Here is a 25246-nt window from a genome sequence, read left to right as displayed (position 1 = left end):
TTAGCTTTTTGGTGCGTGTGCACATTCAGGGCTGGCAGGTGCTTGGCCTTGCCATTCGCTAGGTATATAAGCATGAATCGCAAGTGCATGGATTCGACCAGGACTCATCAACTCCGCTGCAACGGCATAAATTTTTTGGTGACGTTGTACTAAACGTAGTCCTTGAAATTCATCACTTACCACGATGACTTTAAAGTGTGACTCTTTACCTGGGAAATATCCGCCATGCCCTGCCGACTCATTAATCACTTCAAGATGGGTCGGTGCGAGCGTGTTTAAATGTTCAATCAACTGTTGTTCTAAGTTCATCAGTCACTCTGTAAGGTCAGATTGAGATAGCTCATTAGTATACATGAGCGCAATCTGAGGGAAACTTTTGTACAAAAATTTGCTTTATCCTGCTTTTTTTGCATGAAAGTGCTTTAATTTTATGCAAATAATCAATTTCTTTGCATAAAATTATTGACCCTATTTTTGCATAATGTATTATACACGGCATGCGGGAATAGCTCAGTTGGTAGAGCATAACCTTGCCAAGGTTGGGGTCGGGAGTTCGAGTCTCCTTTCCCGCTCAAATTTTTTAGTGTAAGTTTTCGTAAAAACTGCTCAATTAGCGGGAATAGCTCAGTTGGTAGAGCATAACCTTGCCAAGGTTGGGGTCGGGAGTTCGAGTCTCCTTTCCCGCTCCAGATTCAAAAAAGCCCTAGTCGAAAGATTAGGGCTTTTTTCTTGTGCTTTAGTTTAATCTATTTTTTAAATCACGGGTTTATTCGCCTCTACCCATGCTTTAAAGCCGCCATCAAGGTGTGCCACATTACGATAGCCCAATGCCTGCAAGGTCTTCACCGCTAAGGCCGAACGTCCCCCACCTGCACAATGTAGAATGGTTCTACTATTCGGTTGTAATTCAGACCGATACATCGGACTACTCGGATCAGCAGCGAATTCTAAAGTGCCACGAGAGATATGCAATGCGCTTGGTATTGTTCCAGCAACACGCTCTTCTGCATCTCGCACATCAACCAGAATTGCCTGTCCTGAGGCCAACTCTTGTTCAACTTGATCTGGGCTTAGATTTTCAATCTCTGATTTTGCCTGTTTAACCCATTCAGCAACCGTCTTCATTCTGATCATCCTTCCTTTATTATGGACTCACTCAAAATACTAGCGCATTTCAATTTAAATAAGCCTGAATAAATACACTTTGCAACAAAGCTTAAAAATAATCCTCCCCATGCCTAAAAATTTTATGCTCCACGTGGAACCTTTTAAAGCCTTCAAAGAAAAAGGTGCTTCTAATGACGAGCAAGCACCTTTTCAGATTCATTTCTTTCCACTAAGACGATTCTGTGACCTTGGTTGGCACATTTATAGTCTGATTGCGCTCAGTTTGCATCCCAGCCAGCAGTCCATCCCGCGGCATAAAAGTGGTCGAGATAATCGCAATCACCGCCATACTGCCAATATACATCATAATCAGATGAGGACTGCCACCACCAACACTGAGTAGCTTGGTCGCAATCAACGGCGCTAGTCCACCACCCAATACCCCCGCCAACTGTACCGAAATCGAAATGCCGCTATAACGGATTTCTGCGGGGAACTGCCGCGCAAACAGTTGTGCTTGCGGTGCATACATAATTGGGAAAACTACCCCGATCGCCAACACGATTGCAGTCCAGACCAACACAGGGTCTTTGGTATTGAGCATGCTAAAGAACGGATAGCTATACAGTGCCAGTACACATAGGCCGAACATAAACATGTTGCGCTGCCCCACTTTATCGGACAAATGTCCACATAATGGGGTCATAAACATAATCACAATGGCCCCACAAATGGTAGCAAAGAGGATCTCTTGTCTGGCAATCCCCAACTGTGTGGTGGTGTAGGCCAAAGTAAAGGTTGAGGCAATATAAAACCATGCATTCTCAGCTGCACGCGCCACAATAATGGTGATCAGTTGCTTCGGATGATTTTTAAAAACCTGTAAAGCAGGGACTTTAACTTCTTCCGCCTGCTGCTTCACTTTTTCAAAATCGGGAGACTCTGGCACTTTGACTCGAATGTACCAACCGACTGCCAGTAACACGATGCTGGCAAGAAACGGAATCCGCCAACCCCAACTAAACAAAGCCTGCTCAGGCAATAAAGATACTAATCCCAATGCAAGTGAGGCAAGCATTAAGCCACCGCCAGTACTGGCTTGAGGCAGACTGCCCCAAAAGCCCTTTTTACCTTCTGGCGCATGTTCAACCGCCATTAACACGGCACCGCCCCACTCGCCGCCCATGGCCATACCTTGGATAAATCTCAGGATCACCAAGCAGATGGCGGCCCAATAACCAATCGACTCATAAGTGGGTAACAAACCAATCAGTACAGTTGGAATCCCCATCAACATCAAGGTGAGCAATAACATCGATTTTCGCCCGATCTTGTCACCAAAATGCCCAAATACCAGACCACCCAACGGTCGCCCAATGAATCCCACCGCATAGGTGGCGAATGCGGCAAGCACACCCGTCAACGGATCAAGGTTAGGGAAAAACAATTTATTAAAAATTAAAGCTGCTGCCGCACCGTAGATAAAAAAGTCATACCACTCAATGGTGGTGCCTACCATACTTGAGATACCCGCCAAGCGATGAGAGGACTTTTTAGCAGATGAACCGTTTCCATGTATTGTTTGCATCATCATGTTCCTTTCTTGGATCTTCTTGTTTTAGGTTTTTTTGCTGATCATCAATCCTGACCATCAGCATGTCTGACGTTTTACTACTCCTTCGATGAGTCAATATGCATGATTGGATTTAGCTGAGTTTTTCCAGAATCTGTTCCAGCTCAGGGTTACTTTGTTGCCATTGCGGCTGTTTGTCTTTGTCTACAATCAGGGCACGTACCCCTTCAATGAAATCACCGTGTTCAAACCAGATATCTTGTAGGTCTCGCTCCAGTTGCATGCATTGTGGCAAGGAAAGACCACGGCCTAAATGTTGTAGTTTCAAACTGGTTTGTTTGGCAATGAATGAGCGTTGCTGCAAGATGCTGAGCATTTTTTCTGCCCAAGGCTGCAATTGCTCCTCCTGCTCGTTCGCAAGGCTTTGCTCAATTTCGTCCAAATGCTGAAAACCGAAATGTTTGCGAATACCATCTGCCAACTGTTTCAGTTCACTTTCAGCAGGTCGGGTAATAAAGCACGCAACAATATGCTCAATATTCTGTTTGCTTAAATTCGGTTCATTAATCAGCGCATCTTGCAAAGCATCCAACTTGTCACTCGGTACGTGATAGTCGATCAAGTCTAAATAAAGCGCGTCACTGCTACTGATCTGCTCGCCCGTAATGGCTAGATAAACCCCAATATCATCCAGTCGAGACAGGAAATGGGTGGCACCGACATCAGGGAAAAAGCCAATTGCAGTTTCAGGCATGGCAAATCGAGATTTTTCACTGCTCACCACAATATGACAGGCTTGTGCTAGCCCAAAACCACCACCTAACACATAACCATCCAGTACCACCACTACAGGCTTTGCATAGTCACGTAACAGGTTCAGCATTTTATATTCGGCACTAAAATAACCTTTATAATCCGCGGTATCATTTTTATAACTGTCATATAAATAACGGATATCCCCACCAGCACAGAAGGCTTTGGGGCTATTCGATTTGATCAAGACCGCTTGAATCGCTGCATCATAACGCCACAGTTCCAGTTGGCTACAGATGCCTTCAATCATCTCCAGTGACAAAGCATTTAAATGTTTGACCCGATCTAAGCTAATCAGGCCCAGTGCACCTTTTTGCTCAATCATTAACTGATGTTCGATATTCATTTTATTGATCTCTTATCGATGATTAAATTTGGCTTGTCGTTTTTCCACAAAAGCCTGCATGCCTTCTTTCTGATCCGATGTGGCAAAAATTGAGTGGAACATCCGTCTTTCAAAACGTAAGCCTTCGGTCAGATTGACTTCAAAGGCGCGATTAATGCTTTCTTTCAGCATCATGTTGGCCGTTAAAGAGTGCGCAGCAATGTTTTCTGCGGCTTGCAAGGTTTGTTCAAGTAATTGTTCTTTACTAAACACACGTGCCACCAGCCCACTTTGTTCAGCTTCAACTGCACCCATTTGCCGTGCGGTAAAGCACATTTCCATGGCTTTGGCTTTGCCAATCGCATGGGTTAAACGTTGTGTACCACCAATCCCTGGAATCACACCCAAAGTCACTTCAGGCAGACCAAATTTGGCATTGTCTGCACAATAGATAAAGTCACACATCAGGGCCAATTCACAGCCACCGCCAAGCGCATAGCCGCTGACCGCAGCAATCAAGGGTTTACGGCGTTGCGCAATACGATCGGCCAGATGGAAAAAATCATCAAAATAAATATCGGGAAAGTTCAGCTCGGCCATTTCCTTAATGTCGGCACCTGCAGCAAAGGCCTTTTCTGAGCCTGCCAACACCATGCAGCCAATCTCTCGATCTTTTTCTAATTCATCTAAGGCCTGATTCACTTCACTGATCAATTCACTATTCAGCGCATTCAAGGCGTGCGGGCGATTCAGCGTAATCCGTCCTACGCCATTGTGTTTTTCTAATAAAATGGTTTGCCACTGCATCATCGATTCCTTGTTCTCTGGTTATAAGCTACGGGCGATCACTAAACGTTGAATATCACTGGTGCCTTCATAAATCTGACAAATTCGAGCATCACGATAGATGCGTTCAATCGGGAAATCTTTCAGATAACCGTAGCCACCAAACACCTGTAACGCAGCCGAGCAGACGCGCTCGGTCATTTCTGAAGCAAACAGCTTGGCCATGGAAGCTTCGTTTAGACAAGGTTGCCCTGCTTCTTTAAGACGTGCAGCGTAATGCACCAGTTGTCGAGCTGCTTCGATCTCGGTCGCCATACTGGCAAGTCGGAATGCCAGTGCTTGATGCTCAAAAATTGCTTTGCCAAAGGTCAGACGCTCTTTGGCATAACGCGTGGCTTCTTCCAATGCTGCACGTGCCAAACCGACCGCCTGTGCCGCAATACCGATACGACCACCTTCCAGATTGGCAAGCGCGATTTTCAGTCCCTCACCTTCCTGACCTAGCATTAGGCTTTTATGAATACGCACATCAGTCAGCGCAATCTGACAGGTATCAGAAGCATGTAAACCGAGTTTCTCTTCAACCCGAATCACCTCATAACCGGGTGTCTCTCGTGGCACGAGGAAGGCACTGATGCCTTTTTTGCCTGCATTGGGGTCAGTCACGGCAAATACGATAATCACGCCTGCATTATCACCCGAGGTAATAAACTGCTTAGCACCATTGAGAATATAGTCATCGCCATCTTTCACGGCACGGGTTTTAATCGCTGCCGCATCCGAACCGGTATGCGGTTCAGTCAGGGCAAAAGCACCAATCATTTCACCTTGTGCCAAGGGTTTTAAAAAGCGTTGTTTCTGTTCATCGCTACCAAATTTTAAAATCGGCACACAGCCCACCGAGTTATGTACACTCATGATGGTTGAAGTGGCACCATCGGCTGCGGCCACCTCCTCAAGCGCCAAGACATAAGCAAGATTACCTGTATCAGAACCACCCCATTGCTCAGGAATCAGCATGCCCATAAAGCCGAGCTGCCCCATCTGTGCCAGTGCAGCTTTTGGAAAAGTGCTGTGTCGGTCCCAATCACTGGCATTGGGCTTGATTTGTTCTTGGGCGAAGCTTTTCGCCATATCTCGAATTAAGCTTTGTTCTTCCGTTAATTGCATCTTGTGTTCCTTACCCTGCTTTCGCTTGCTGTTTGGCAATTTCCTGATTACGTAATAAAAAGCGCTGAATTTTGCCACTTGGGGTTTTTGGCAGTTCGGTAACGAACTCGACTAAACGTGGATAGGCATGTGCAGACAGGCGTTTTTTCACAAATTGACTCAGTTCCTCAGCCAGTTGTGCTAAGGGTTGAACGCCTGCCGATAAGATCACAAAGGCTTTCACCACCTCGGTACGTTCTGGGTCAGGTACCCCAATGACCGCTGCTTCAACCACCGCATCATGTTCCAGCAAGGCACTTTCCACATCAAACGGTCCAATCCGATAGCCCGAGGTGGTGATCACATCATCACTGCGCCCAACAAAACTCATGCTGCCATCGGCATGCAACTCGGCAGTATCGCCAGTCAAATAGTACTGACCAATAAAAGGCGATTTACGCGTTTCATGATAGCCACCAAACCACATCATCGGTGATTGGCTGATATCGACCGCTAAAATCCCGGGGGTATCTGCAGGCAATTCTTCGCCTTGTTCATTCACGACGGCAACACGATAGCCTGCACTGGCAAAACCCGCTGAACCAACACGAACCTCATGGCTTAAACCATGGTGATTACACACCACCATGCCCACTTCAGTTTGCCCATAATGATCATAAATCGGCGCATCCAACACCTGTTTAAACCAGCGAATCACTTCTGGATTCAATGGCTCTCCTGCACTGCTGACTACACGGAACTGACCTTTTAACTCGGCCATTTGAGTAGGGTCTGCCGCCATCATCATGCGGTAAGCCGTAGGTGCACCCGCCAGATTGGTAATCTGATAATCCTTCACAATCTGACACAGGCTGTCCGTGCTAAAACCACCGTCATAGAACAAGATGGCATGCCCTAAAAATAAGGGGCCAGTAATACCGAAGTACAGGCCATATGCCCATCCTGGATCGGCAATATTCCAGAATGAATCCTCTTCTCTTAGACCAACCGCATCTTGCATATAGCGCGCAAAGGCCAGTAAGGCTTTTAACGGCACTTCTAAAGGTTTTGCAGGTCCTGTGGTTCCTGACGTAAACATCAATAAAAATGGATCTTGAAGGCTTCGCATGACCAAGTCACAGTGCTCAGGTTGCTGCTGTACTTCATTCCAGAAATTAAAGTCTTCTGGATTTAACGGCGTCGCTTGCTGATCTGCAACCGTGACAATTGCGGGGCAACGCTCAACTTCATCGAGTTTGCTGCGGTTACCTGTATCCGTCACCACCAGCTTACTTTGTGCCAGTTGCAGACGATGCTCGATCGCCTTCGGGCCAAATGCAGTAAACAAAGGTTGATATACCGCACCAATTCGCCATGCCGCGAAAATCGTCACCAGCAACTCCGGTGTTCTCGGCAGTAATCCTGAAATACGATCACCTGCTTTTACACCCTGCGATTTTAAGAAATTGGCAAATTGACTCGACCATTGCTGTAACTGGCGAAAAGTGTATTGTTCTTTTCGACCATCTTTGCCTTGCCAATACAATGCGATCTTGTCGCTTTGTGCGTGGCGATCACAACATTCATAACAGGCATTCAATGCATCGACTGAACCTGACAGCATCTGTGTTGCTGTACTTTGCAGATCAAAAGCCTGTACCGTCTCTTTATAATTCAACATCTGTGTTCCCTCAGTCTGCTTTGATTGTTATTCATGACAGGGTTTAATTTTTTGATAAGCCATCCTTTGGCTTGAGCTGTTATGCCTCTGGCGGTAGGTATTGCTGAATAATGCTGGAAAAATCGAGATGCGCATTGCCGCGCATACACATTTGCTGATACAGCTGCTGCACCATACCACCCAACACAATCGGTTGTTTGACCTGTCCTGCCGCTTCTACCGCAAGACCCAAGTCTTTCAACATCAACTGAGTCGCAAAACCATCTTGATAGCCACGCGAAGCAGGTGCATTTTCATTAATCTGTGGCCATGGATTACAGACTTCAGAACTCCAGCAACGACCACTTGAGGTGTTAATCACACCGGCCAAGGCTTTTGGATCAATACCCAGTTTGGCCCCTAGCGCCATGCCTTCAGCGACCGCAGCCATAGAAATTCCGAGAATCAGATTATTGCAGATTTTGGCAATTTGACCTGCACCCACTTCGCCGCAATGCACCACGTTTTTGCCCATGTGACTGAGTACAGGTTTGACTTCATCAAAAGTCTGGTCATTGGCACCGACCATAAAAGTCAAAGTCCCTGCTTGTGCGCCAATGGTGCCGCCTGAAACAGGCGCATCGCAAATATGGATATTTTTATTTTGGGCAACCGCTGCAATGTCCTTGATGGTTTGCGGGTCAATGGTACTGCTGTCAATACATAAGCTGCCTGCTTTCAGTACGTCCAACACGCCATTTTCACCGAGATAGACTTCTTTGACATGTTTGGCCGCAGGTAACATGCTGATCAGCACATCGGCTTGTTTGGCCGCTGCTTGTGGGCTGTCGCAAACCACACCACCCGCCTCGGCAAAGTGCTGAATGGCCACTTCGCTGAGGTCATAACCATAGACTGTCAGTCCGGCTTTAAGCAGATTTTGGGCCATTCTGCCGCCCATATTCCCTAGACCAATAAAGGCGATATTCATCCATGATCCCCTTAACGTAAATTGATGGTGGTATTGACACTACCCACTTCATGACTGTCTTCAAACCAGCGGCTGGTAATAGTTTTAGTTTGGGTATAGAACTGCACCGCCTGTTTACCATAAGGGCCCAAATCACCCAGTTTAGAACCACGTGAACCGGTAAAGCTAAAGAACGGTACAGGCACAGGAATTGGAATATTGATACCAACTTGACCGATATCAATCAGGTTCTGGAAAGTCCGTGCTGTTGCGCCACTTTGGGTAAATAAACCGACACCATTACCAAATGGATTGGCATTGATCAGCGCAATTGCTTCTTCAAGCGTATCGACAGAAATAATCGCCAGTACAGGTCCAAAGATTTCTTCTTTATAAATCCGCATATCCGTGCTTACACCACTGAAAATGGTCGCACCGACAAAATTACCGTCCTCATAACCCAGCACCTGAACATCACGACCATCCAGCAATAGTTCTGCACCCTGCTCAACCCCGCTATTGATCAAATCCAGTACACGGGCTTTGGCACGTTTTGAAATCACAGGGCCAATATCGGTATTTGGTTCATGCCCTGCATTCACGGTTAAGGTTTTGGCTTTTTCAACCAACTCGGGAATCCAGTGTTTACTTTCACCAACCATCACCGCAACCGATAACGCCATACAGCGTTGCCCTGCTGCACCAAATGCCGCACCGACCAAGGCATTTAAGGTTTGTTCTTTATTGGCATCGGGCATCACGGCGACATGGTTTTTTGCCCCCATCATCGACTGCACACGTTTGCCATGTTGCCCTGCAAGGTTATACACATGGGTGCCCACTGCGGTCGAACCGACAAAGGAAATGGCTTTAATATCTGGATGCGTACACAGACGATCAACCACTTCTTTACCGCCATGTACCACATTCAACACCCCTGCTGGAATACCAGCCTGAATCGCAAGCTCCACCAGCATCATGGTCGAGAGTGGGTCTTGCTCAGAAGGTTTCAACACAAAGGTATTGCCACAGACGATTGCCATTGGGAACATCCAGAGCGGAATCATGGCGGGAAAATTAAATGGGGTAATCCCTGCACAAACGCCCAAAGGCTGCTGTACGGTATAAGTATCGACGCCACGCGCCACACCTTCAACATATTCGCCCATCTGCAAAGTACCGACTGAACAGGCATGCTCAACCACTTCCAGACCGCGTTGAATATCACCTTCGGCATCGGCCAAAGTCTTACCTTGTTCAGCCGTCAGCACCTGTGCAATTGCTTTCATATTGGCACGAATCAAGTCTTGCAGCTTCAGCATGATGCGCATACGCGCCTGAATCGGGGTTTGACGCCAAGATGCAAATGCTGCTTGTGCAGACTGAATTGCCGCATCGACTTCCTGCATCGTGGCAAATGGCACACGACCAATCACTTCCTGCGTTGCAGGATTAATAATATCTTGCCATTGCTGGGTTTCAGATTCGATAAAACTGCCATTAATGAGTAACTTGGCGGTTTCCAATTGAATATTTTGGATTGTGTTCATAACCTCTCCATAGGCCGTATTTTTATTGTGTTCAGTGTTCAGAAAATATCGATCATCGTATTTTCTTTATTCAGCTTTTATTCGAGACTAGCAAAGAAAGCTTTGACCACCAACGCAAATTAATGCACGATCGTTGTGCAAATATGCACAAGGAAGACCATAACAATGAAAGTGGATTGGGATCATCTACAGTTTTTTTTAGTGTTGGCACGCACCAAAACCTTAACCAATGCGGCACGGATCATCGGCGTGGAACACAGTACTGTGGCACGGCGGATTCAGGCATTGGAGCAAGCTTTAGGGGTGACTTTATTTAAACGTGAGGCCTCGGGTTATGAGCTGACGCTGGAAGGAATGGCATTGGTGCCACGGGTTGAGCAAATGGAATATGCCTTTCTGCAAATTGAAAAGCCCGACCAACCTTTGCAAGGCCGTGTGCGAATTGGCACACCTGAAGGTTTTGGTACTGCCTTTCTGGCACGCTTGTTAGCGGAGTTTTCCATTCAATATCCCTCGCTCACCATTGACCTGATTCCCGTACCGAAAATGATCAAGCTGTCGCATCGCGAAGCCGATATTGTGGTCTCCATTGAACGACCCACCTCAGGTCCCTATATCATTACGCGACTCTCGGATTATTGTTTAAAAATTTATGGCAGCAAAAAATATCTGGCGCTCAACCCGCCCATCCGTGATTTGCAGGATTTAACTTCACATCGTTTTGTCAATTATATTGATGATCTGGTCTATAGCCCTGAGCTATATTGTATGGAACGTTTACCTTTGAAACTGAATGCCAACTTCCGCAGCAGTAGTATTTTAGCCCAACAAATTGCAGTCAGTGCAGGTGCAGGATTGGCAATTTTACCCAAGTTTTTGGCCGATGATAAACCCGAGCTTGAAGCTGTATTAGAACAACAGGTGCGCTACACCCATACCTTTTGGATGTTGACCTTTGTCGATTTGCAGCATGAACCCCGTATTAAACTGGTCTGGGATTATCTACGTAAACAGGCCGATCAATATCAGCACTTATTGGTGGATTAAACAGAATGACTAGACCATAAAAAAACCGATCAATGGAGATCGGTTTTTTACTCAATAGACATGAACTATTGTGCCAATTCACGCCCCAATTTTTTCATGCGGGGTTTATACATCAGCTGATAAGTCACTACCAAAATAATCAACCACAATGGGCTAACATACAGTGCTTTTAAGGTATCTGGTTCAAGTGCCAAAATCACCAAAGCAAATAACAGGAAAGCAATCACAATATAAGACATGAATACACCACCCGGCATTTTAAACTTGGATTGGGCATGCAGTTCTGGACGTAATTTACGGTAGCGCAGATAACACACCATAATCAGACTCCAGACACTAATGAATAGAATCACACACAATGAACTGGCCAAAGTAAAGGCCTCAAGGGTATTCGGCACAAAGTATTGCAACACTGCCCCGCCCATGATGAACACACACGAGAAGATCAGACCATTGGAAGGCACGGCACTTTTGGATAAACGACCAAAGGCATTGGGTGCCTGACCATCTTTAGATAAACCAAACAGCATCCGACTGGTCGAGAACACACCACTGTTCATGGAAGACATCACTGAAGATAGCACCACCAAATTCATGATGATGGCCGATGTCACAATCCCTGCATTCAAGAACAACTCCACAAATGGACTCTTATCGGCACGGATAATGTTCCAAGGTGTCACTGACATCACCACCAACAAGGCCAACACATAGAATAAAATAATCCGAATCGGAATCGCATTAATGGCCTTGGGTAAGTTCTTATGCGGATCTTTGGTTTCAGCAGCGGTAGTTCCAATCAATTCCACCCCAACAAAGGCAAAGACTGCGATCTGAAAACCAGCCAAGAAGCCATCCAGACCTTTTGGAAACATACCACCATGCGACCAGACATTACTGAGCGAAGCGACAGCACCATGCGGTGCATGGAAATGGCTAAAGATCATATAGCCACCAACACCAATCAAACCGATAATCGCTAAAATCTTGATCAGGGCAAACCAGAATTCAATTTCACCAAATAGGCGCACGGTGAGCAGGTTTAAGAACAGTACAAACAGGACACAGCCTGCGCTAATGGCGGCCTGCCCAATTGGAGTAAACATGGTGCCTTCGGGTAACCAAAAGGTGAGATAATTAATTACGGCGGCCAGATCGGCAATCCCGACCAGCACCCAACCCAACCAATAGGTCCAGCCCATGTAATAACCTGCCCATGGTCCAATCAGGTCATGTGCCATATCGACAAAGGATTTGTAATGCAAGTTGGCAAGTAATAACTCACCCAGTGCACGCATCAAAAAGAAGAACATGCCACCAATGATCATGTAAATAAACAGAATTGATGGGCCTGCCAAAGAGATGGTTTTGCCTGAGCCCATAAAGAGCCCTGTACCAATGGCACCGCCGATGGCGATCAACTGCAAATGGCGATTGGAGAGTTTACGTTGTAAGTCTTGGGGCGACTGTTCGCCTTCTGACTGATGAGATGTAACCGTCATATAAAGTTCCTTTTACTTTTTTCCTAAATGAGTCAGCCTTGATTTATACGCCATACCCTAGCTGTCTTTTAAAGACGACTGACTCATTTCGATTGCAAGAAAATACGTATCTGACTACGTTTTATCTACTGCAAATACGTTACTTTTCTTCTTTTTTTATATTTTTTAAACAAAAATAAAGCGGATCGCTTTATTTTTGTGCTGCAACGACTGCAATTTCGATTAACCACTTCGGATTGACCAAGTCTGCCTGAATGGTGGCACGCGAAGGTGCAACATGACCTTTTAACCAGTCAATCCAGATGGTATTGACCACAGGGAAATCTGAAAGATCTTTTAAAAATAATTGTGCAGACAATAAACGTGATTTATCAGTTCCTGCGGAAGCCAAAAGTTGTTCAATGGTTGCCAACACTTCACGGGTTTGACCTTCAATATCTAGTTCGGCATTTTTAGGTACTTGTCCTGATAAATACACCACTTGATTGAATACCGTTACAGCACTCATCACTTCATTAGTATTGAGCTTTTGAATATCTGAATGAGACATAAGAAATCCTTATTCCTGAGTAATAAATGAAACACGTGCAGTCACGCCACACATCAGTTCATAACCGATAGTGCCTGAACCTGCTGCCACCTCATCAATGGCTAAAACTGTGCCTGAACTAGACTGGCCCCAAAGCACCACTTCACTGCCGACATCGGCATCGCTGATCGGGCTGAGGTCTACAGCCAACATATCCATGCTGACCCGTCCAATGATTTGGGTACGAATCCCATTGACTAGAACAGGGGTTCCTGTTGCTGAAATACGTTGATAACCATCGGCATAGCCACAGGCCACAATTCCGATTCGGATCGGTTGTTCGGCCACATAGCTGGAACCATAGCCAACACTTTCCTGTGCATCGAGCTGTTGCACAGCAATAATCTCACTGCGCAAGCTCATGCTCGGCGCAAGGCCCCAGTCCTGAATCGTATGCTTGGGATAATCGGGCGAACTGCCGTACAGCATGATGCCGCCACGCACATAGTCCGACTGTAGTTGAGTTTGATATCTTAAGATTGCAGCACTGTTACTGACCGATCTTTCTCCAGGCAAACCTGCAATCGCGGCGTCGAACTGCTGCAGTTGATAGTCAATGCCTGTTTCACCAAAACGCTCACCATCGGCATCGGAGAAATGCATCATATGGGTGATGCTGGCAATGTTGTCCAACTTGCTGAGCTGCTGCCAGATCTCACGATAATGTTGTGGCTTGAAACCTAAACGGTTCATGCCACTGTTCATTTTGAGGAAAATATCGAACTGGGCTGGATAAGCATGCTGCTGTATCCACGCCACCTGTTGCGTATTATGTACGGTAAAACTCAATTGATACTGCACACAATCAAACAGGTCTTGGGCAGAGAAAATTCCTTCCAACAATAAAATCGGTCCTGTCCAGCCTAAAGCCCGCAGACGTTTTGCTTCGTCCAGATCGAGCAAGGCAAAACCATCGGCGCTTTTAAAAGATTCGTAAACACGTTCAATGCCATGCCCATAAGCATTGGCTTTAACCACAGCAAACACTTTGCTGTTCGGAACCGATTGCCTTACCACCGCAAGATTTTGGCGCAAGGCTTGAGCATGGATCACCGCAGTAATTGGACGAGGCATAATTAACTTCCTTGTCTGTGCAATTAAGCAGCGTGTGAATAACGTTGAATCGACAAACCATCGGTACTGATGTCAGGACGGTGATTCATAACCAGATCACTGATCAATTTGCCTGAACCACAGGCCATGGTCCAACCTAAAGTCCCGTGTCCCGTATTCAGGAACAGGTTCTTGTACTGGGTTGCACCAATAATCGGCGTGCTGTCTGGGGTCATTGGACGTAGGCCGGTCCAAAATGAAGCTTGAGCGAGATCCCCACCTGGGAACAAGTCCTGAGTCACCATTTCCAAGGTGGCACGGCGATCTTGATTCAATCCAAGATTGAAACCACTCAATTCAGCCATACCACCGACGCGGATACGTTGATCAAAACGGGTAATCGCAACTTTGTAGGTTTCATCCAAGACCGTAGATTGTGGTGCAAATTTTGGCTCTACAATCGGAATGGTCAGTGAATAACCTTTGACTGGGTAAACAGGTAAATTCAGTTCTAATGGTTTCAGGAAGTCACGAGAGTAGCTACCAAAGGCCAAGACATAACGATCCGCAGTGAGAACCTCACCATTGACCTTGACGCCTTTGATTTCATCACCTTCAACAATCAGGTTTTCAACATTTTGATCGAATTTGAATTCCACACCCAAATCTTGCGCCAGTTTTGCCAAGGCATTGGTAAATAAATAGCAATCGCCCGTTTCATCATTCGGTAAATGTAAGCCACCGACCAGTTTATCTGTATGGGCTAAAGCAGGCTCTACACTCGCCAGCTCTTGGGCATTGAGTAAAGCGAAGTCGACACCACATTCTTGCAATACTTGAATATCACGCTGTACCGCTTCAAGTTGCGCATCGCTACGGAACACTTGTAAGGTGCCCTTTGAACGGTTTTCGTAATTGATGCCAGTTTCTGCTCTTAAATCACGTAAGCAGTCACGGCTGTATTCTGCCACACGCATCATGCGTTCTTTGTTGACCGCATAGCTTTGTGGATTACAGTTTTTCAGCATCTGTGCCATCCACTGCAACTGCCACATACTGCCATCAATATTAATGGCTAATGGCGCATGATGTTGGAACATCCACTTGACTGCTTTAAAAGGAATACCCGGTGCTGCCCATGGGGTTGAGTATCCTGGGGAGATTTGACCTGCATTACCAAAACTGGTTTCTTTGGCAGGTCCTGATTGACGGTCAAGTACCGTCACTTGCGCACCTTGTTGTGCAAGATAATAAGCACTTGCCACACCAATGACGCCACTTCCTAAAACGATTACGCGCATAATAGATCCCTCAAGCACACACTAGGTTATTTAACTAGTATATTTTTGGATCAATAGTTTTTTTCACTGATTTTATGACTATAATCTAGGTAATTTCATATTTTTGTCACGGAAAAATGAAAATAAAAGGGAATAAATGATGCGTAAATTAGACCGGATTGATCGCCAGATTTTAGATATTTTGCAACGTGAAGGCCGAATTGCCATCAGTGAGTTGGCCTCACGGGTCAACCTGTCCACCACGCCCTGCTCAGAACGAGTGAAGCGTTTAGAACGCGAAGGGATTATTGTGGGCTACTATGCTCGACTCAACCCAGCGTATGTCGATCGTAGCCTGCTGGTGTTTCTGGAAATCAAACTATCTGCCAAATCTGGCGATGTATTTGATCAGGTGGCACGGGATTTAGTTGATATTCCAGAAGTACTGGAATGCCATCTGATTTCAGGTGAGTTTGATTATCTGGTCAAAGCACGCTTAAAGGAAATGAGTGCCTATCGCCGTCTATTAGGTGATTTATTAAAAAAACTACCAGCCTCTGCCTCTTCACATAGCTATATTGTGATGGAAGAAGTCAAAGAATCTTTATATTTAGATATGGGGGTGTAATAGATACTCTATTTATCCAAACTTTTAATATTTAAGTCACAGCTCAGGATCAATGGTTGAGAACTTTGTCTTTGTCTAGCGTACCACGTAATAAATAAATTATTATTCCCTTGGTCAACTAAAAAAGGTTGCCCGCCATCGGTACTATAAATAGGACTTACTCTCTTTCCTACTGACCAGGTTTTCCCACTATCAGTACTCCTAAAAATTTTAATCCCTGTTGTATTACTACTAAGTCTTAACTTCCCATCATTGGTATATCCTGAAGATCCCGCCCTATCACCAGTCGCCAAGATAATCGTATTATTTTTCAATTTAACAAGGTTAGGTTGTCTTCCACTCACTATTGCAGGATCAAGCAAGTTTGGTTTACTCCAGGTAATACCATTATCAGAAGAGATAACTTGATACAATGGGTTTAAACGCCCTTTATTTTCTCGAACAATTGCAATCCATTTGCTCTCACTTACATTGACAATATCTGCTTCTGTGAAAGATAAATTATCACTTTGTGCAATCATACTTTTAAATTTCCAAGTGCCTCCTTTATCTAAAGATTCAAATAAGCCTACATAAGAGGTCTTATTATTGAAGCCATATCCCGTTCTATATAAACTATTATTGGATTGCACAGGTCTAGACCACAGTGAATATATAACACTCCCCACACTAACTCTATTAATGGTAGTTACTTTTATCATCCCCTTTTCTTTGCGTATATTCCAAACTTTCAAATTAATCGAGTCTCCGTCAACAAGCAGATTATCAAGCAAAGAAGTATTAAAACTATTATTCTTATTAATCAGAAAGTCTACTGTCTTAAATGTTTTACCTCCATCATCTGATCTAAACATCACTTGTTTATCAGAATTGGCATGTGCCACACCAGAGCTATATATCCCAATAATTGCTCCTTTGTAGCTTATGACAAAAGGAAAAGCATCATAGGTATCTTTAAAATTCAAAGACTTACTATAGATACTACTCTTCTTCAATCCTACATCTTGAGGAGATAAGCATAAGTCGACCGAATTATTCTTTAGGTCTTTGGAGTCAATTTCTTTTGCATTAGTAGCACCTATCCCAATAAAAAATAATGTAATTATGGATATAGATTTTAAACGAAAGGAAAATAACATATACACTCCTATCTTTATTTATGACTATATAGATATTGAATTTACTTAGATTAAATAGCTAAACAAGGCTTATCCGAATATGGCTAACTCTAAAGTATTTAAATAGCCTAATCGCTCTTCATTAAATCAAAATTAAAAAAGTACTTTTTATACTCTAAATGTCATTGCATCCAAAAATTCTTACCGTAATAAGCGCCATTTAACTGCGTAATTTCAATCAATTTTTCTCTGAATACACGGAACACTGCTCCATTCGGTGCTTGAGGGTTCTGCCAAAATTGGTCGAGGTCCATCTGAGCTGTTAGACCAGGTAAATCATAAAGTGAATGGCCTAAAGTTTTTACTGGAAGATGATGGTAGAGAGCTTGGATCCCTGTAGTACTATTAATCGTAACGAGACCCAATCCATGTTTCAATAAAGTGGGTAAATGAATATCACAAAAATAGTGAACACGATCCTCAACCCCTAATTTTTTTGATATCTCTTTAATTAACTGGCCATAATGACGATAGCCACGGTCCATGGGATGATGCTTTAACACCAAGTGTTTTTCTTGCTCGGCATGTTGGGCAAAAGATGTTATCACTTCGTCAATGCAATCTCTTACATCTTTATAATGACTATGAATACGGACTTGAGAATCATTATGCACTTGTAAAGTAAAAATAAAATAATTCAGATCATGTTGTTGAATAAATGATTCAAACCGTCGAGGTTCAGTTAAAGAATTCCTGAAACGGCGTAACATCGATACAGTCCAGTAACCAAATTCTTGTATCGGATTATAACCTCGATGATGTTGATAAAAAGGATAAAGCCAGAATAACAATGCCCAACATAAGTAATATTGAAAACCATTCCAAATCATTCGGTGGTAATGGTTTTCACTTGCTTTACAATGAAGCTCCAACGAGCCTTTATCTTTTTGCTCTAGGAAACGCTGTTGAAAATTTGAAAAATTATTCACCCCACCGGCTTCAAAAGTCAGATAATCTGGGCGGATATAACCTTCTTCAAACACATAAAATTTGATATTTAAACGCTGTGCGATTCGGCAAGCTTTCTGATGATAAAAACGACAATCGCCAAAACAGACTAATGCATCTATCTGGTTTTTTTCAACTTTTTCAGATAACCAAGTCTCAAAATATTCTGCTTTTTTTTGATAATGCCAAATATTAGGACGACGATTGTAGTAACGCCAATCTCCCGCATTAAAGTTGATTTTAAAACACTCGATTTGCTTGGTTGCTAGCCAATCTGATAAATCAGTAAAAAAAGAGCCTATTGGTCCTTGTAACAACAAAACTTTCTTCGCTGCCAGTAACTCATCTAAATATATAGACAATCTCTAACCCTAAAATTTTATTTTCAATGCGCGTAAACGTGTAAACATCCATGACCAAAAACTCGATGGAGATTGCTCAGCCCTTTGCTGTAATTCACATAAATGCTCTATGACATGCTCGGGCGTAACCAATGGGATCTGCATTTGGTTTGTCTGCGGCAGATTATAGATGGGATATTCCACTAATGCACAAAAAGCTAACTCTTCAACTGTTAATTTTCGTTGCCGCCTTTCACAAGAATGGCGGTCAAGCGTTAACCCCCAGCCTGCATAAAAAGGCATGCCATAGCAGTATACTGTAATATTTCTTAAAAGTGCTTCAAATCCAGATAAAGACGTAATGGTATGTAATTCATCGATATGTTCAAAGAGTGTGATGATAGATTGATTTTCTTCAACATGGTCAACGAGATGCTTAATTTCCTCCCTTACGATTTTTCCTTTTCTTAGTCCACTTTCTACATCTGGGTGGGGCTTATAAATAATATGAGTATTGGGATTATTTCTACGAACTTCCTTGATCAGATCTAAATTGGTTTTGATGTCGTAACCGCCTAACTGTATCGATAAATCATCTTCAACCTGCCCAACGACTAAGATCACCTTTTTATCAGGATCAATTATTTGAGACACTTCAGACAATGCCTGACCAACATTATATTTTGTTAATTTATTTTGAATAATTTTTTGAATTAAGCTTTGAATTCGATCCTGTTGATCTTCATTTAATTGAACTTGATTTAACAAATTCTCTAAACGAGATGGGTGACATGCATCATAGTAAATCCCAATATCATCAAAAACCAAAGAATATGGGCGAATTAATTTAGCACCTAGCCCCAATGATCGTAAAAAGCCATCTTCAACTGTCCAAACCTGCTGAAATCCTTGCTGTTTTAATAAAGCAGCTTTTTTCCCCCAAGCAACAATCGGTTGTTCTTTCTTGGGCCTCAACCATTGCCTAAAACTTAGTTTGATATGAGGAAAAGCTAAAAAATCTTTAATAAAACTCTTTTTCCATCGACTGAAACCATAAGCCACCACAGATGAAGCGGTTAATTGCTTTTGAAATTCAATATTTGGGATCAGAACGTCGATAACCTCCTCTAACTCACAGCGCTGATGTGAAACAGGTGAGACGTATTTTGCATAATTTAGATATGCGGCTACAAACAATTGCTCAAGAGATCGAGATATATTTCTTCTCTCTTTAAGAGAATCTGGTAAATCTTGGCAATCCTGCGTTAGTCCCCAGCCCGCATACCAAGGTATTCCAAAACAGTGTGTAGTTTTTCCACAAATTAGGGCCTCAAAACCCAATTGTGAGCTCACCACATAAACTTCAGACATCAACTGACATAAAGCAATTGGGTTATAATTGTCCACCAATAAACTTACATTTAGAGCATTTAGCTCATCTAATGAAAAATGTCCTTTCGCCTTTCCTGCGATTACATCAGGATGGATCTTTACCCAAATCGTTGCATCAGGATGATCAGCAATCGCACGATGCAACATCGTATGAAAACGATCCGCTGAAGCCATTGCATAATGAATGGATTGATCACCAAATGTTTGATCAACAACTAAAATATTTTTCTTATTTTTAAATTTCGTTTGGTCTACATTATCATAAGGTAAATTATATTTTGTAATCTGTTTATCAATAATTTTTTGAATAAGCCTTTGCACTTGTTCTTTTTCATCTTCCGAAATCGAAATCTGTGAAATCAGTATTTCTAGATCAGAAGATTGTATAGCATCAAAATAAATTCCCGATTGATCCATGACTATTGAAAGAGGGGGATATCCACTTTTCCCCAATCCCAACGATCGAATAAAACCATCTTCTAAGCAAATAGCAGTTGAACAATTTTTTTCAGCATATTTTTTTGCACGTGAAAAACTAGGCTTCCGCCCCCATCCTCCAAAATTTTGGTTCTTTTTCCAGAAGCGACTAACCGAAGGATAAACCTCGTCACTAACAAATTTCCCTATCTCTGGAATTTCTTTGATCTTCTTTGAACAGACTATCATACTGTACTCGTAAAATATGGGTTAAACCAATCCTGATTTAACCCATAAATCCCTATTGTGCGAACTTAGGCGACTTTCTTAGTGAATTTCAAAAGCCTGTTATTGATCTCTTCAACCAACAGCTTCTTATTGCCTTTTTCTGGAACATCAACAATCGTAATAGAGTTATGCCAAATATCCGTTCCATTATCATCAACTTTACGCCAATCAATTTCTGAAGAATTTGAGAATAGCCACGTTTGAACACCTAATGCACCAGCTAATTCAGCAACAGAAGTTGCAGGTGCAATAACCAAATCAAGATTTTTCATTAAAGCTGATACCGACTCTAAATCATTATATTGATCGATATCATCAAAATTAATAACTTTACCAGGATACCTTTGATTTGCCCAATTCAACTCGTTTTGACAATTATCATATTGAAGATTAACAAAAACAATATTATCGTTATCAAATATTTTAGAGATCTCTTCTATATTTAGATAATGTTCCATCCGACTGAAATTAGTTAAACTACTTCTCCAGTTAACACCAACTAAGAACTTATTTCTATATGGTTGTAGTCTTTCTGAAAATTTAAGAAATAGATCTTTATCTTCCATAAGAAAAGAATTTAATTTAAAGTCATTTCTTGTCTTACGAACCTTAGAGATAAAGTCTGTAACTAGAAAAACTTTATCAAACCTATCAAAACTATTATAGCCATTATTATCAAGAATGGTTGTTAGTTCTATTGAAGGTAGCTGATCATATTTCTCCAATGGATAAGTTGAATTTAAATTTCTTGTTCTTTCAATAGGTAAGAAATCTATATCAGGATATGATCTTTTAAATAGAGAATATAATCTTGAGTCACAGCTAATAGTATACTTTTTCTCTAAAAATTTTCTAGCCAAATCAGAATAAATAGATGCAAATCTAATTTCATCTCCAGGTCCATATACAGCCAGAATTAAACTTTTATCAACATAATTAATTTCAGTTTCTTTCTCAGCAACTCTAAATTTCTCACCTAAAAGATATTTTAATTTTTGAGTAAAGTTTTCATTAATATATTGCTCATAGCCACGGCTATACTCGCCTTTACTCAATAAAATAGGCATATATATTGTTGAGTTTAGTTCAAATTTTTTGTAAATACACTCTTGATAAATAGCCTCGGCCTTATCAAATTGACCAACAAACTGATAAAATCTAATTAATTGACGTAAAATAAACTCACTACCATTATGTTTTCTATATAAATTTAGGATAGAAATTGCTTCACCTGTCTTCCCTTCAGCATGTAAAAAATCAGTATAAACTTTTACAAGCTTATCATGCCTAATACCAGGTTTATCATACAATTGCATAAATAATTTATGGGCTTTTTCATAATTTCCATCTTCAATATAACCCATCATTTTAGAAATGCTTTGTTCTTTATCTAAATATGCACCATTAGTTAAAAGGCGAAATAGATTATCTTCTCGGCCTAACATCACTCTATATTTTGATATTAATTCTGGATTAGTCTTTATTGATAAAAAAATCCACTCCAATGAAGATGCATTAAGTTGATATTGATTTAACACATATTCAGATTCTATATACTTTGTAAGGGCTTTTCGATTATTCTTATTAATATCTAACATCATACTAAATAATGCCAAACCCTTAGCCTTTTTAAATTCAAACTTCTCATAAAGCAAATTAGAACCTTGATTTAACAATGAAATATAGTCTTGTTTATTCGTTGAAAGTATTTTCTTAAGTGTAGTTAGAGCATTATCATAATCTACATACTCTACTTGAGTTTTAAACTCATTCAAACGAAGAATATTCATCGAAGATTTAATTTTTTCTGCTACCTGCTCCTCAGTCTCCTTATGCTCTTCAATATTTTCAATTTCTTCGGCATCTTCTCTATCTCTTACAATTTCTGCCTGAAAATTTGATCTTATTGCAACAGATGTTTCAGCGAATAAAAATTCAACCTCATTCTTATCATTTTTATCTGTAGCGTTTACCAATAGCTTTACAACCAGTTGATTTCTTTGATTAATATCAATTTCATCTTTTATACTATTAATGAAATCTAGATATACATCATATTCAATGATATCAATAATACTTTCTAAGAAACCAATTCTTTTCGGTTGAGCTAGGAGGCCAAAAAAAGTATAAAGCAAATAATCCTCAACATCATACTTTTTAAAGAATATTAAGATATTTTTTATTTCTTCATTTGATGCATTTTCAATATTTTTTAAGCTACATAACAGCTTATAATCTTGATCATAGGATAAGTTATCACCTTTAATCCCGATTGTATTACCATAGATAACCTCTAAAATATCTCCTTTAATTTTGTATATTGTTGTTAGTATGGCATCAACCTTATCTCCTTCAATTTTCTCTGCCAAATACTCAGGATACAAAATATAAGTTGCTGCAAATAATTCTAATAATGATAATTTTCTATGACGTCTTTTAAATTTACACCTATCATCCGTTAACCCCCACCCAGCATAAAATGGTGTGCCCAAAACAGTAATACTTTTTCCTCTCAATAAAGCATCCAACCCCGTTAATGATGTTAAAGTATAGACATGATCTACACGATTGATCAGCTCTATAATATGCTCATCAGGAGAGATAACTTTTGCATAGTTTTCAATATTTTCTTTTTTAAGCTTACTTTTTTGATATCCCTCATAAACTTCTGGATGTGGTCTATATAAAATTTCAGCTGTTGGGTTTTCTCTCTTTGCCAAGCGAACCATATCTTCCATCGTCCACTTATCTGGATTACCAAAACGTAATGATGAATCATTATCAACTTGGCCAACCACTAAAATTCTTTTCTTTACTTTCAACGTATTGTCATGACATATAATTGGTGGATTATATTTAGTTATTTCTTGTTTAAGAACATAGTCTAATATTTTTTGAGCATCCGCCATAAAACTATTATTTTTATTAAAATCATAATGACTAAGCAAGTTTTCAATATCAGACGGTTTCTGTCCATTATAATATAAACCAGTCTTGTCTATAACTAATGAATAAGGTGTTGAGTGTGTTGCACCCAATGAAGCTGATCTAATGAAAGCATCTTCCATTCTCCAAATAGGGATATTTCTCAAATTTAGATACATTCTTAGCCAAAAGGATTCTGTATATCCCCAAATGACCACAACTTCCGGCTTAACAGATAATCGCCATAATGCTTTGATCATTCGTAATCCTACGAATTTACGAGAACCAAAAGCTGTTCTAAACTCAGGTAAATAGTCTGCGATAAAGCCAAACTTCCAATCAGTACAGCCTGCAACAACAATAATTGGTTTGTCTCGATTATCGACCCAATTATCGCCAACTAAATATAACTTTTCGAAACCACCAATTTCATCGCCAAATAATTCAAATGGATCATGGATTACAAATGGATATTTTTCACTACTAGGTTTTTTCTTTTTCCAGAAAAATCTATATCGAGCTAAATAATATTCGATCAGTGCCCTTCTTTCGCTAAACCGAACATACTGTATAGCAAATTGAAAAAAATTAAAAAAAGCACGGAAGATTTTAGGCATTATTCCCATTCCAAATAAATATACAGCAACTCAAGGTGGTTCTAGTCAAATGAATTTACTTACTAATCAAATCCCATTTCACTGGCATATTTGCCAATACGTCATGCTCGACCTTTTTCCCTAAAAGTTCGTCATAATATTTAGGTGCTAAGCCAAAACCAGGACGTACGCTACGAATGCAATGCTCATCAATAACATCTCCTGCTTTTAGATCTTTTACAAAATAAAGTGAACGTCTAAATTGTGCATTTCCTTGCTCACTTGATTTTCGGCCATAATTCACTTGCCCCATAGCCTGCCATGCAGTTTTAGCAGATTCACATAAATGCTGTAGCTCTTTTGGCTCTAATGAGAAACTATCATCTGGCCCACCACCATTACGATCTAAAGTAAAGTGTTTCTCAATCAAACACGCTCCTAGGGCAACTGCTGCAATTGCAGTCGTATTATCTAAAGTATGATCAGATAAACCAACAGGTACATCAAAAGAAGCGGCCATATCAGCCAGTGTCAGCAGATTATAGTCCTCTGCAGGTGCAGGATAGCCACTCACACAATGTAAAACCACGAGCTCTTTACAACCACCATCATAAGCAGCCTGAATCGCCTCAGCAATTTCTTGCTTGTCTGCCATTCCTGTAGAAATGATCATCGGCTTTCCAGTTGATGCTACATATTTAATCAATGGTAGATCAACAGCTTCAAATGAAGCGATTTTATAAGCAGGTGCATTTAAATCTTCCAAGAGGTCAACTGCTGTGCGATCAAATGGAGAACTAAAAATTGTAATATCTAATGCACGGGCATGCTCAAACAGAGGTTTATGCCATTCCCAAGGCATCTGTGCTTTTTGGTAAAGCTCATATAAAGACTGTCCATCCCATAAACCACCACGAATCATAAACTCTTCATTTTGGCTATTGAGTGTGATCGTATCGGCACTATAGGTTTGCAATTTAATCGCATCTGCACCACAACGTTTTGCTTCCTCAATAATCTTTAAGGCTGTTTCCAAACGGCCATTGTGATTTGCTGATAGCTCTGCAATTACATAAGGCGGGAATTCAGCGCCAATATTTCGATTGTTGATTGTAATTTTTTTGCTCAT

General features: G+C 41.5%; 20 protein-coding genes and 2 tRNA genes. 4 read left to right on the top strand and 18 right to left on the bottom strand.

The annotated features are described in order from the left end of the window. Window positions 1-309: a BolA family protein gene (locus A7P55_RS12845; RefSeq protein ID WP_171552389.1), complete on the bottom strand. Its 309-nt coding sequence runs from the start codon at window positions 307-309 to the stop codon at window positions 1-3. A 190-nt stretch (window positions 310-499) separates the two neighbouring features. Here A7P55_RS12845 and A7P55_RS12840 point away from each other — a divergent pair. Together A7P55_RS12840 and A7P55_RS12835 are read left to right on the top strand one after the other, a co-directional pair. Continuing rightward, a tRNA-Gly gene (locus A7P55_RS12840) sits at window positions 500-572 on the top strand. A 41-nt stretch (window positions 573-613) separates the two neighbouring features. Next, window positions 614-689: transfer RNA gene (locus A7P55_RS12835), tRNA-Gly, on the top strand. Window positions 690-753: 64 nt separating this feature from the next. Here A7P55_RS12835 and A7P55_RS12830 read toward each other — a convergent pair. The 8 genes from A7P55_RS12830 to A7P55_RS12795 form a co-directional block, all read right to left on the bottom strand. Then, window positions 754-1125, bottom strand: coding sequence for a rhodanese-like domain-containing protein (locus A7P55_RS12830; RefSeq protein WP_171552388.1), 372 nt, complete (start codon window positions 1123-1125; stop codon window positions 754-756). A gap of 211 nt (window positions 1126-1336) precedes the next feature. Then, window positions 1337-2695 carry an MFS transporter gene (locus tag A7P55_RS12825; RefSeq protein WP_171552387.1) on the bottom strand — a complete coding sequence of 453 codons (1359 nt, stop codon included), beginning with the start codon at window positions 2693-2695 and terminating at the stop codon, window positions 1337-1339. A gap of 118 nt (window positions 2696-2813) precedes the next feature. Next, the gene (locus tag A7P55_RS12820) at window positions 2814-3839 is read right to left on the bottom strand and encodes an enoyl-CoA hydratase/isomerase family protein (RefSeq protein WP_171552386.1); all 1026 of its coding nucleotides are present in this window, start codon (window positions 3837-3839) and stop codon (window positions 2814-2816) included. 12 nt (window positions 3840-3851) lie between these two features. Further along, on the bottom strand, window positions 3852-4625 hold the full coding sequence (locus A7P55_RS12815) for an enoyl-CoA hydratase (RefSeq protein ID WP_171552385.1): 774 nt from the start codon (window positions 4623-4625) through the stop codon (window positions 3852-3854). Between the two features lie 21 nt (window positions 4626-4646). Further along, window positions 4647-5774, bottom strand: coding sequence for an acyl-CoA dehydrogenase family protein (locus A7P55_RS12810; protein ID WP_171552384.1), 1128 nt, complete (start codon window positions 5772-5774; stop codon window positions 4647-4649). A 10-nt stretch (window positions 5775-5784) separates the two neighbouring features. Further along, window positions 5785-7434, bottom strand: a complete 1650-nt coding sequence (locus A7P55_RS12805; RefSeq protein ID WP_171552383.1) for an AMP-binding protein — start codon at window positions 7432-7434, stop codon at window positions 5785-5787. 79 nt (window positions 7435-7513) lie between these two features. Then, entirely contained in the window at window positions 7514-8404 is an 891-nt protein-coding gene (gene mmsB, locus A7P55_RS12800) for a 3-hydroxyisobutyrate dehydrogenase (RefSeq protein WP_171552382.1), read from the bottom strand. An 11-nt stretch (window positions 8405-8415) separates the two neighbouring features. After that, the gene (locus A7P55_RS12795) at window positions 8416-9933 is read right to left on the bottom strand and encodes a CoA-acylating methylmalonate-semialdehyde dehydrogenase (protein ID WP_171552381.1); all 1518 of its coding nucleotides are present in this window, start codon (window positions 9931-9933) and stop codon (window positions 8416-8418) included. A 165-nt stretch (window positions 9934-10098) separates the two neighbouring features. Between A7P55_RS12795 and A7P55_RS12790 the strand changes: the two genes are divergently transcribed. Further along, a complete protein-coding gene (locus A7P55_RS12790) occupies window positions 10099-10980 on the top strand; it encodes a LysR family transcriptional regulator (protein ID WP_171552380.1) in 882 nt (293 codons plus the stop codon). A 65-nt stretch (window positions 10981-11045) separates the two neighbouring features. Here the strand turns inward: A7P55_RS12790 and A7P55_RS12785 are convergent, their stop codons facing one another. The 4 genes from A7P55_RS12785 to A7P55_RS12770 all read right to left on the bottom strand — a co-directional run bounded on the left by A7P55_RS12785 (window position 11046) and on the right by A7P55_RS12770 (window position 15425). After that, a complete protein-coding gene (locus A7P55_RS12785) occupies window positions 11046-12482 on the bottom strand; it encodes an amino acid permease (protein ID WP_171552379.1) in 1437 nt (478 codons plus the stop codon). A 190-nt stretch (window positions 12483-12672) separates the two neighbouring features. Next, entirely contained in the window at window positions 12673-13032 is a 360-nt protein-coding gene (locus A7P55_RS12780) for a RidA family protein (protein WP_101236741.1), read from the bottom strand. A 9-nt stretch (window positions 13033-13041) separates the two neighbouring features. Continuing rightward, window positions 13042-14145: an alanine racemase gene (gene alr / locus A7P55_RS12775; RefSeq protein WP_171552378.1), complete on the bottom strand. Its 1104-nt coding sequence runs from the start codon at window positions 14143-14145 to the stop codon at window positions 13042-13044. A gap of 23 nt (window positions 14146-14168) precedes the next feature. Next, complete coding sequence (locus A7P55_RS12770) at window positions 14169-15425, bottom strand: D-amino acid dehydrogenase (RefSeq protein WP_016542536.1); 1257 nt, start codon at window positions 15423-15425, stop codon at window positions 14169-14171. Window positions 15426-15564: 139 nt separating this feature from the next. On the opposite strand from A7P55_RS12770, the gene A7P55_RS12765 reads away from it, so the two are divergent. After that, window positions 15565-16032: an Lrp/AsnC ligand binding domain-containing protein gene (locus A7P55_RS12765; RefSeq protein ID WP_171552377.1), complete on the top strand. Its 468-nt coding sequence runs from the start codon at window positions 15565-15567 to the stop codon at window positions 16030-16032. Window positions 16033-16040: 8 nt separating this feature from the next. Here the strand turns inward: A7P55_RS12765 and A7P55_RS12760 are convergent, their stop codons facing one another. From A7P55_RS12760 to pseI, 5 genes are all read right to left on the bottom strand, one after another. Continuing rightward, window positions 16041-17171 carry a sialidase family protein gene (locus A7P55_RS12760; RefSeq protein WP_171552376.1) on the bottom strand — a complete coding sequence of 377 codons (1131 nt, stop codon included), beginning with the start codon at window positions 17169-17171 and terminating at the stop codon, window positions 16041-16043. A gap of 161 nt (window positions 17172-17332) precedes the next feature. After that, window positions 17333-18520, bottom strand: coding sequence for a capsular biosynthesis protein (locus A7P55_RS12755; RefSeq protein WP_171552375.1), 1188 nt, complete (start codon window positions 18518-18520; stop codon window positions 17333-17335). 9 nt (window positions 18521-18529) lie between these two features. Beyond that, window positions 18530-20557 carry a capsular polysaccharide biosynthesis protein gene (locus A7P55_RS12750; RefSeq protein ID WP_171552374.1) on the bottom strand — a complete coding sequence of 676 codons (2028 nt, stop codon included), beginning with the start codon at window positions 20555-20557 and terminating at the stop codon, window positions 18530-18532. Between the two features lie 65 nt (window positions 20558-20622). After that, window positions 20623-24138, bottom strand: a complete 3516-nt coding sequence (locus tag A7P55_RS12745; RefSeq protein ID WP_171552373.1) for a hypothetical protein — start codon at window positions 24136-24138, stop codon at window positions 20623-20625. 55 nt (window positions 24139-24193) lie between these two features. Beyond that, window positions 24194-25246, bottom strand: coding sequence for a pseudaminic acid synthase (gene pseI, locus A7P55_RS12740; protein WP_171552372.1), 1053 nt, complete (start codon window positions 25244-25246; stop codon window positions 24194-24196).

Origin of the sequence: Acinetobacter sp. Ac_5812 (assembly GCF_013072695.1) — a bacterium.
Lineage (GTDB): Bacteria > Pseudomonadota > Gammaproteobacteria > Pseudomonadales > Moraxellaceae > Acinetobacter.
Note: the sequence above shows the minus strand (reverse complement) of the source record. Positions and strands in the feature narration are given on the sequence as shown.

What these genes read in the sequence shown, in the direction of transcription:
- A7P55_RS12845 (WP_171552389.1), bottom strand. Translation starts at nt 309, where the DNA reads ATGAACTTAGAACAACAGTTGATTGAACATTTAAACACGCTCGCACCG.
- A7P55_RS12760 (WP_171552376.1), bottom strand. Translation starts at nt 17,171, where the DNA reads ATGTTATTTTCCTTTCGTTTAAAATCTATATCCATAATTACATTATTT.
- pseI (WP_171552372.1), bottom strand. Translation starts at nt 25,246, where the DNA reads ATGAGCAAAAAAATTACAATCAACAATCGAAATATTGGCGCTGAATTC.
- A7P55_RS12810 (WP_171552384.1), bottom strand. Translation starts at nt 5,774, where the DNA reads ATGCAATTAACGGAAGAACAAAGCTTAATTCGAGATATGGCGAAAAGC.
- A7P55_RS12830 (WP_171552388.1), bottom strand. Translation starts at nt 1,125, where the DNA reads ATGAAGACGGTTGCTGAATGGGTTAAACAGGCAAAATCAGAGATTGAA.
- A7P55_RS12820 (WP_171552386.1), bottom strand. Translation starts at nt 3,839, where the DNA reads ATGAATATCGAACATCAGTTAATGATTGAGCAAAAAGGTGCACTGGGC.
- A7P55_RS12745 (WP_171552373.1), bottom strand. Translation starts at nt 24,138, where the DNA reads ATGCCTAAAATCTTCCGTGCTTTTTTTAATTTTTTTCAATTTGCTATA.
- mmsB (WP_171552382.1), bottom strand. Translation starts at nt 8,404, where the DNA reads ATGAATATCGCCTTTATTGGTCTAGGGAATATGGGCGGCAGAATGGCC.
- A7P55_RS12790 (WP_171552380.1), top strand. Translation starts at nt 10,099, where the DNA reads ATGAAAGTGGATTGGGATCATCTACAGTTTTTTTTAGTGTTGGCACGC.
- A7P55_RS12765 (WP_171552377.1), top strand. Translation starts at nt 15,565, where the DNA reads ATGCGTAAATTAGACCGGATTGATCGCCAGATTTTAGATATTTTGCAA.
- A7P55_RS12770 (WP_016542536.1), bottom strand. Translation starts at nt 15,425, where the DNA reads ATGCGCGTAATCGTTTTAGGAAGTGGCGTCATTGGTGTGGCAAGTGCT.
- A7P55_RS12795 (WP_171552381.1), bottom strand. Translation starts at nt 9,933, where the DNA reads ATGAACACAATCCAAAATATTCAATTGGAAACCGCCAAGTTACTCATT.
- A7P55_RS12785 (WP_171552379.1), bottom strand. Translation starts at nt 12,482, where the DNA reads ATGACGGTTACATCTCATCAGTCAGAAGGCGAACAGTCGCCCCAAGAC.
- A7P55_RS12805 (WP_171552383.1), bottom strand. Translation starts at nt 7,434, where the DNA reads ATGTTGAATTATAAAGAGACGGTACAGGCTTTTGATCTGCAAAGTACA.
- alr (WP_171552378.1), bottom strand. Translation starts at nt 14,145, where the DNA reads ATGCCTCGTCCAATTACTGCGGTGATCCATGCTCAAGCCTTGCGCCAA.
- A7P55_RS12825 (WP_171552387.1), bottom strand. Translation starts at nt 2,695, where the DNA reads ATGCAAACAATACATGGAAACGGTTCATCTGCTAAAAAGTCCTCTCAT.
- A7P55_RS12815 (WP_171552385.1), bottom strand. Translation starts at nt 4,625, where the DNA reads ATGCAGTGGCAAACCATTTTATTAGAAAAACACAATGGCGTAGGACGG.
- A7P55_RS12780 (WP_101236741.1), bottom strand. Translation starts at nt 13,032, where the DNA reads ATGTCTCATTCAGATATTCAAAAGCTCAATACTAATGAAGTGATGAGT.
- A7P55_RS12750 (WP_171552374.1), bottom strand. Translation starts at nt 20,557, where the DNA reads ATGATAGTCTGTTCAAAGAAGATCAAAGAAATTCCAGAGATAGGGAAA.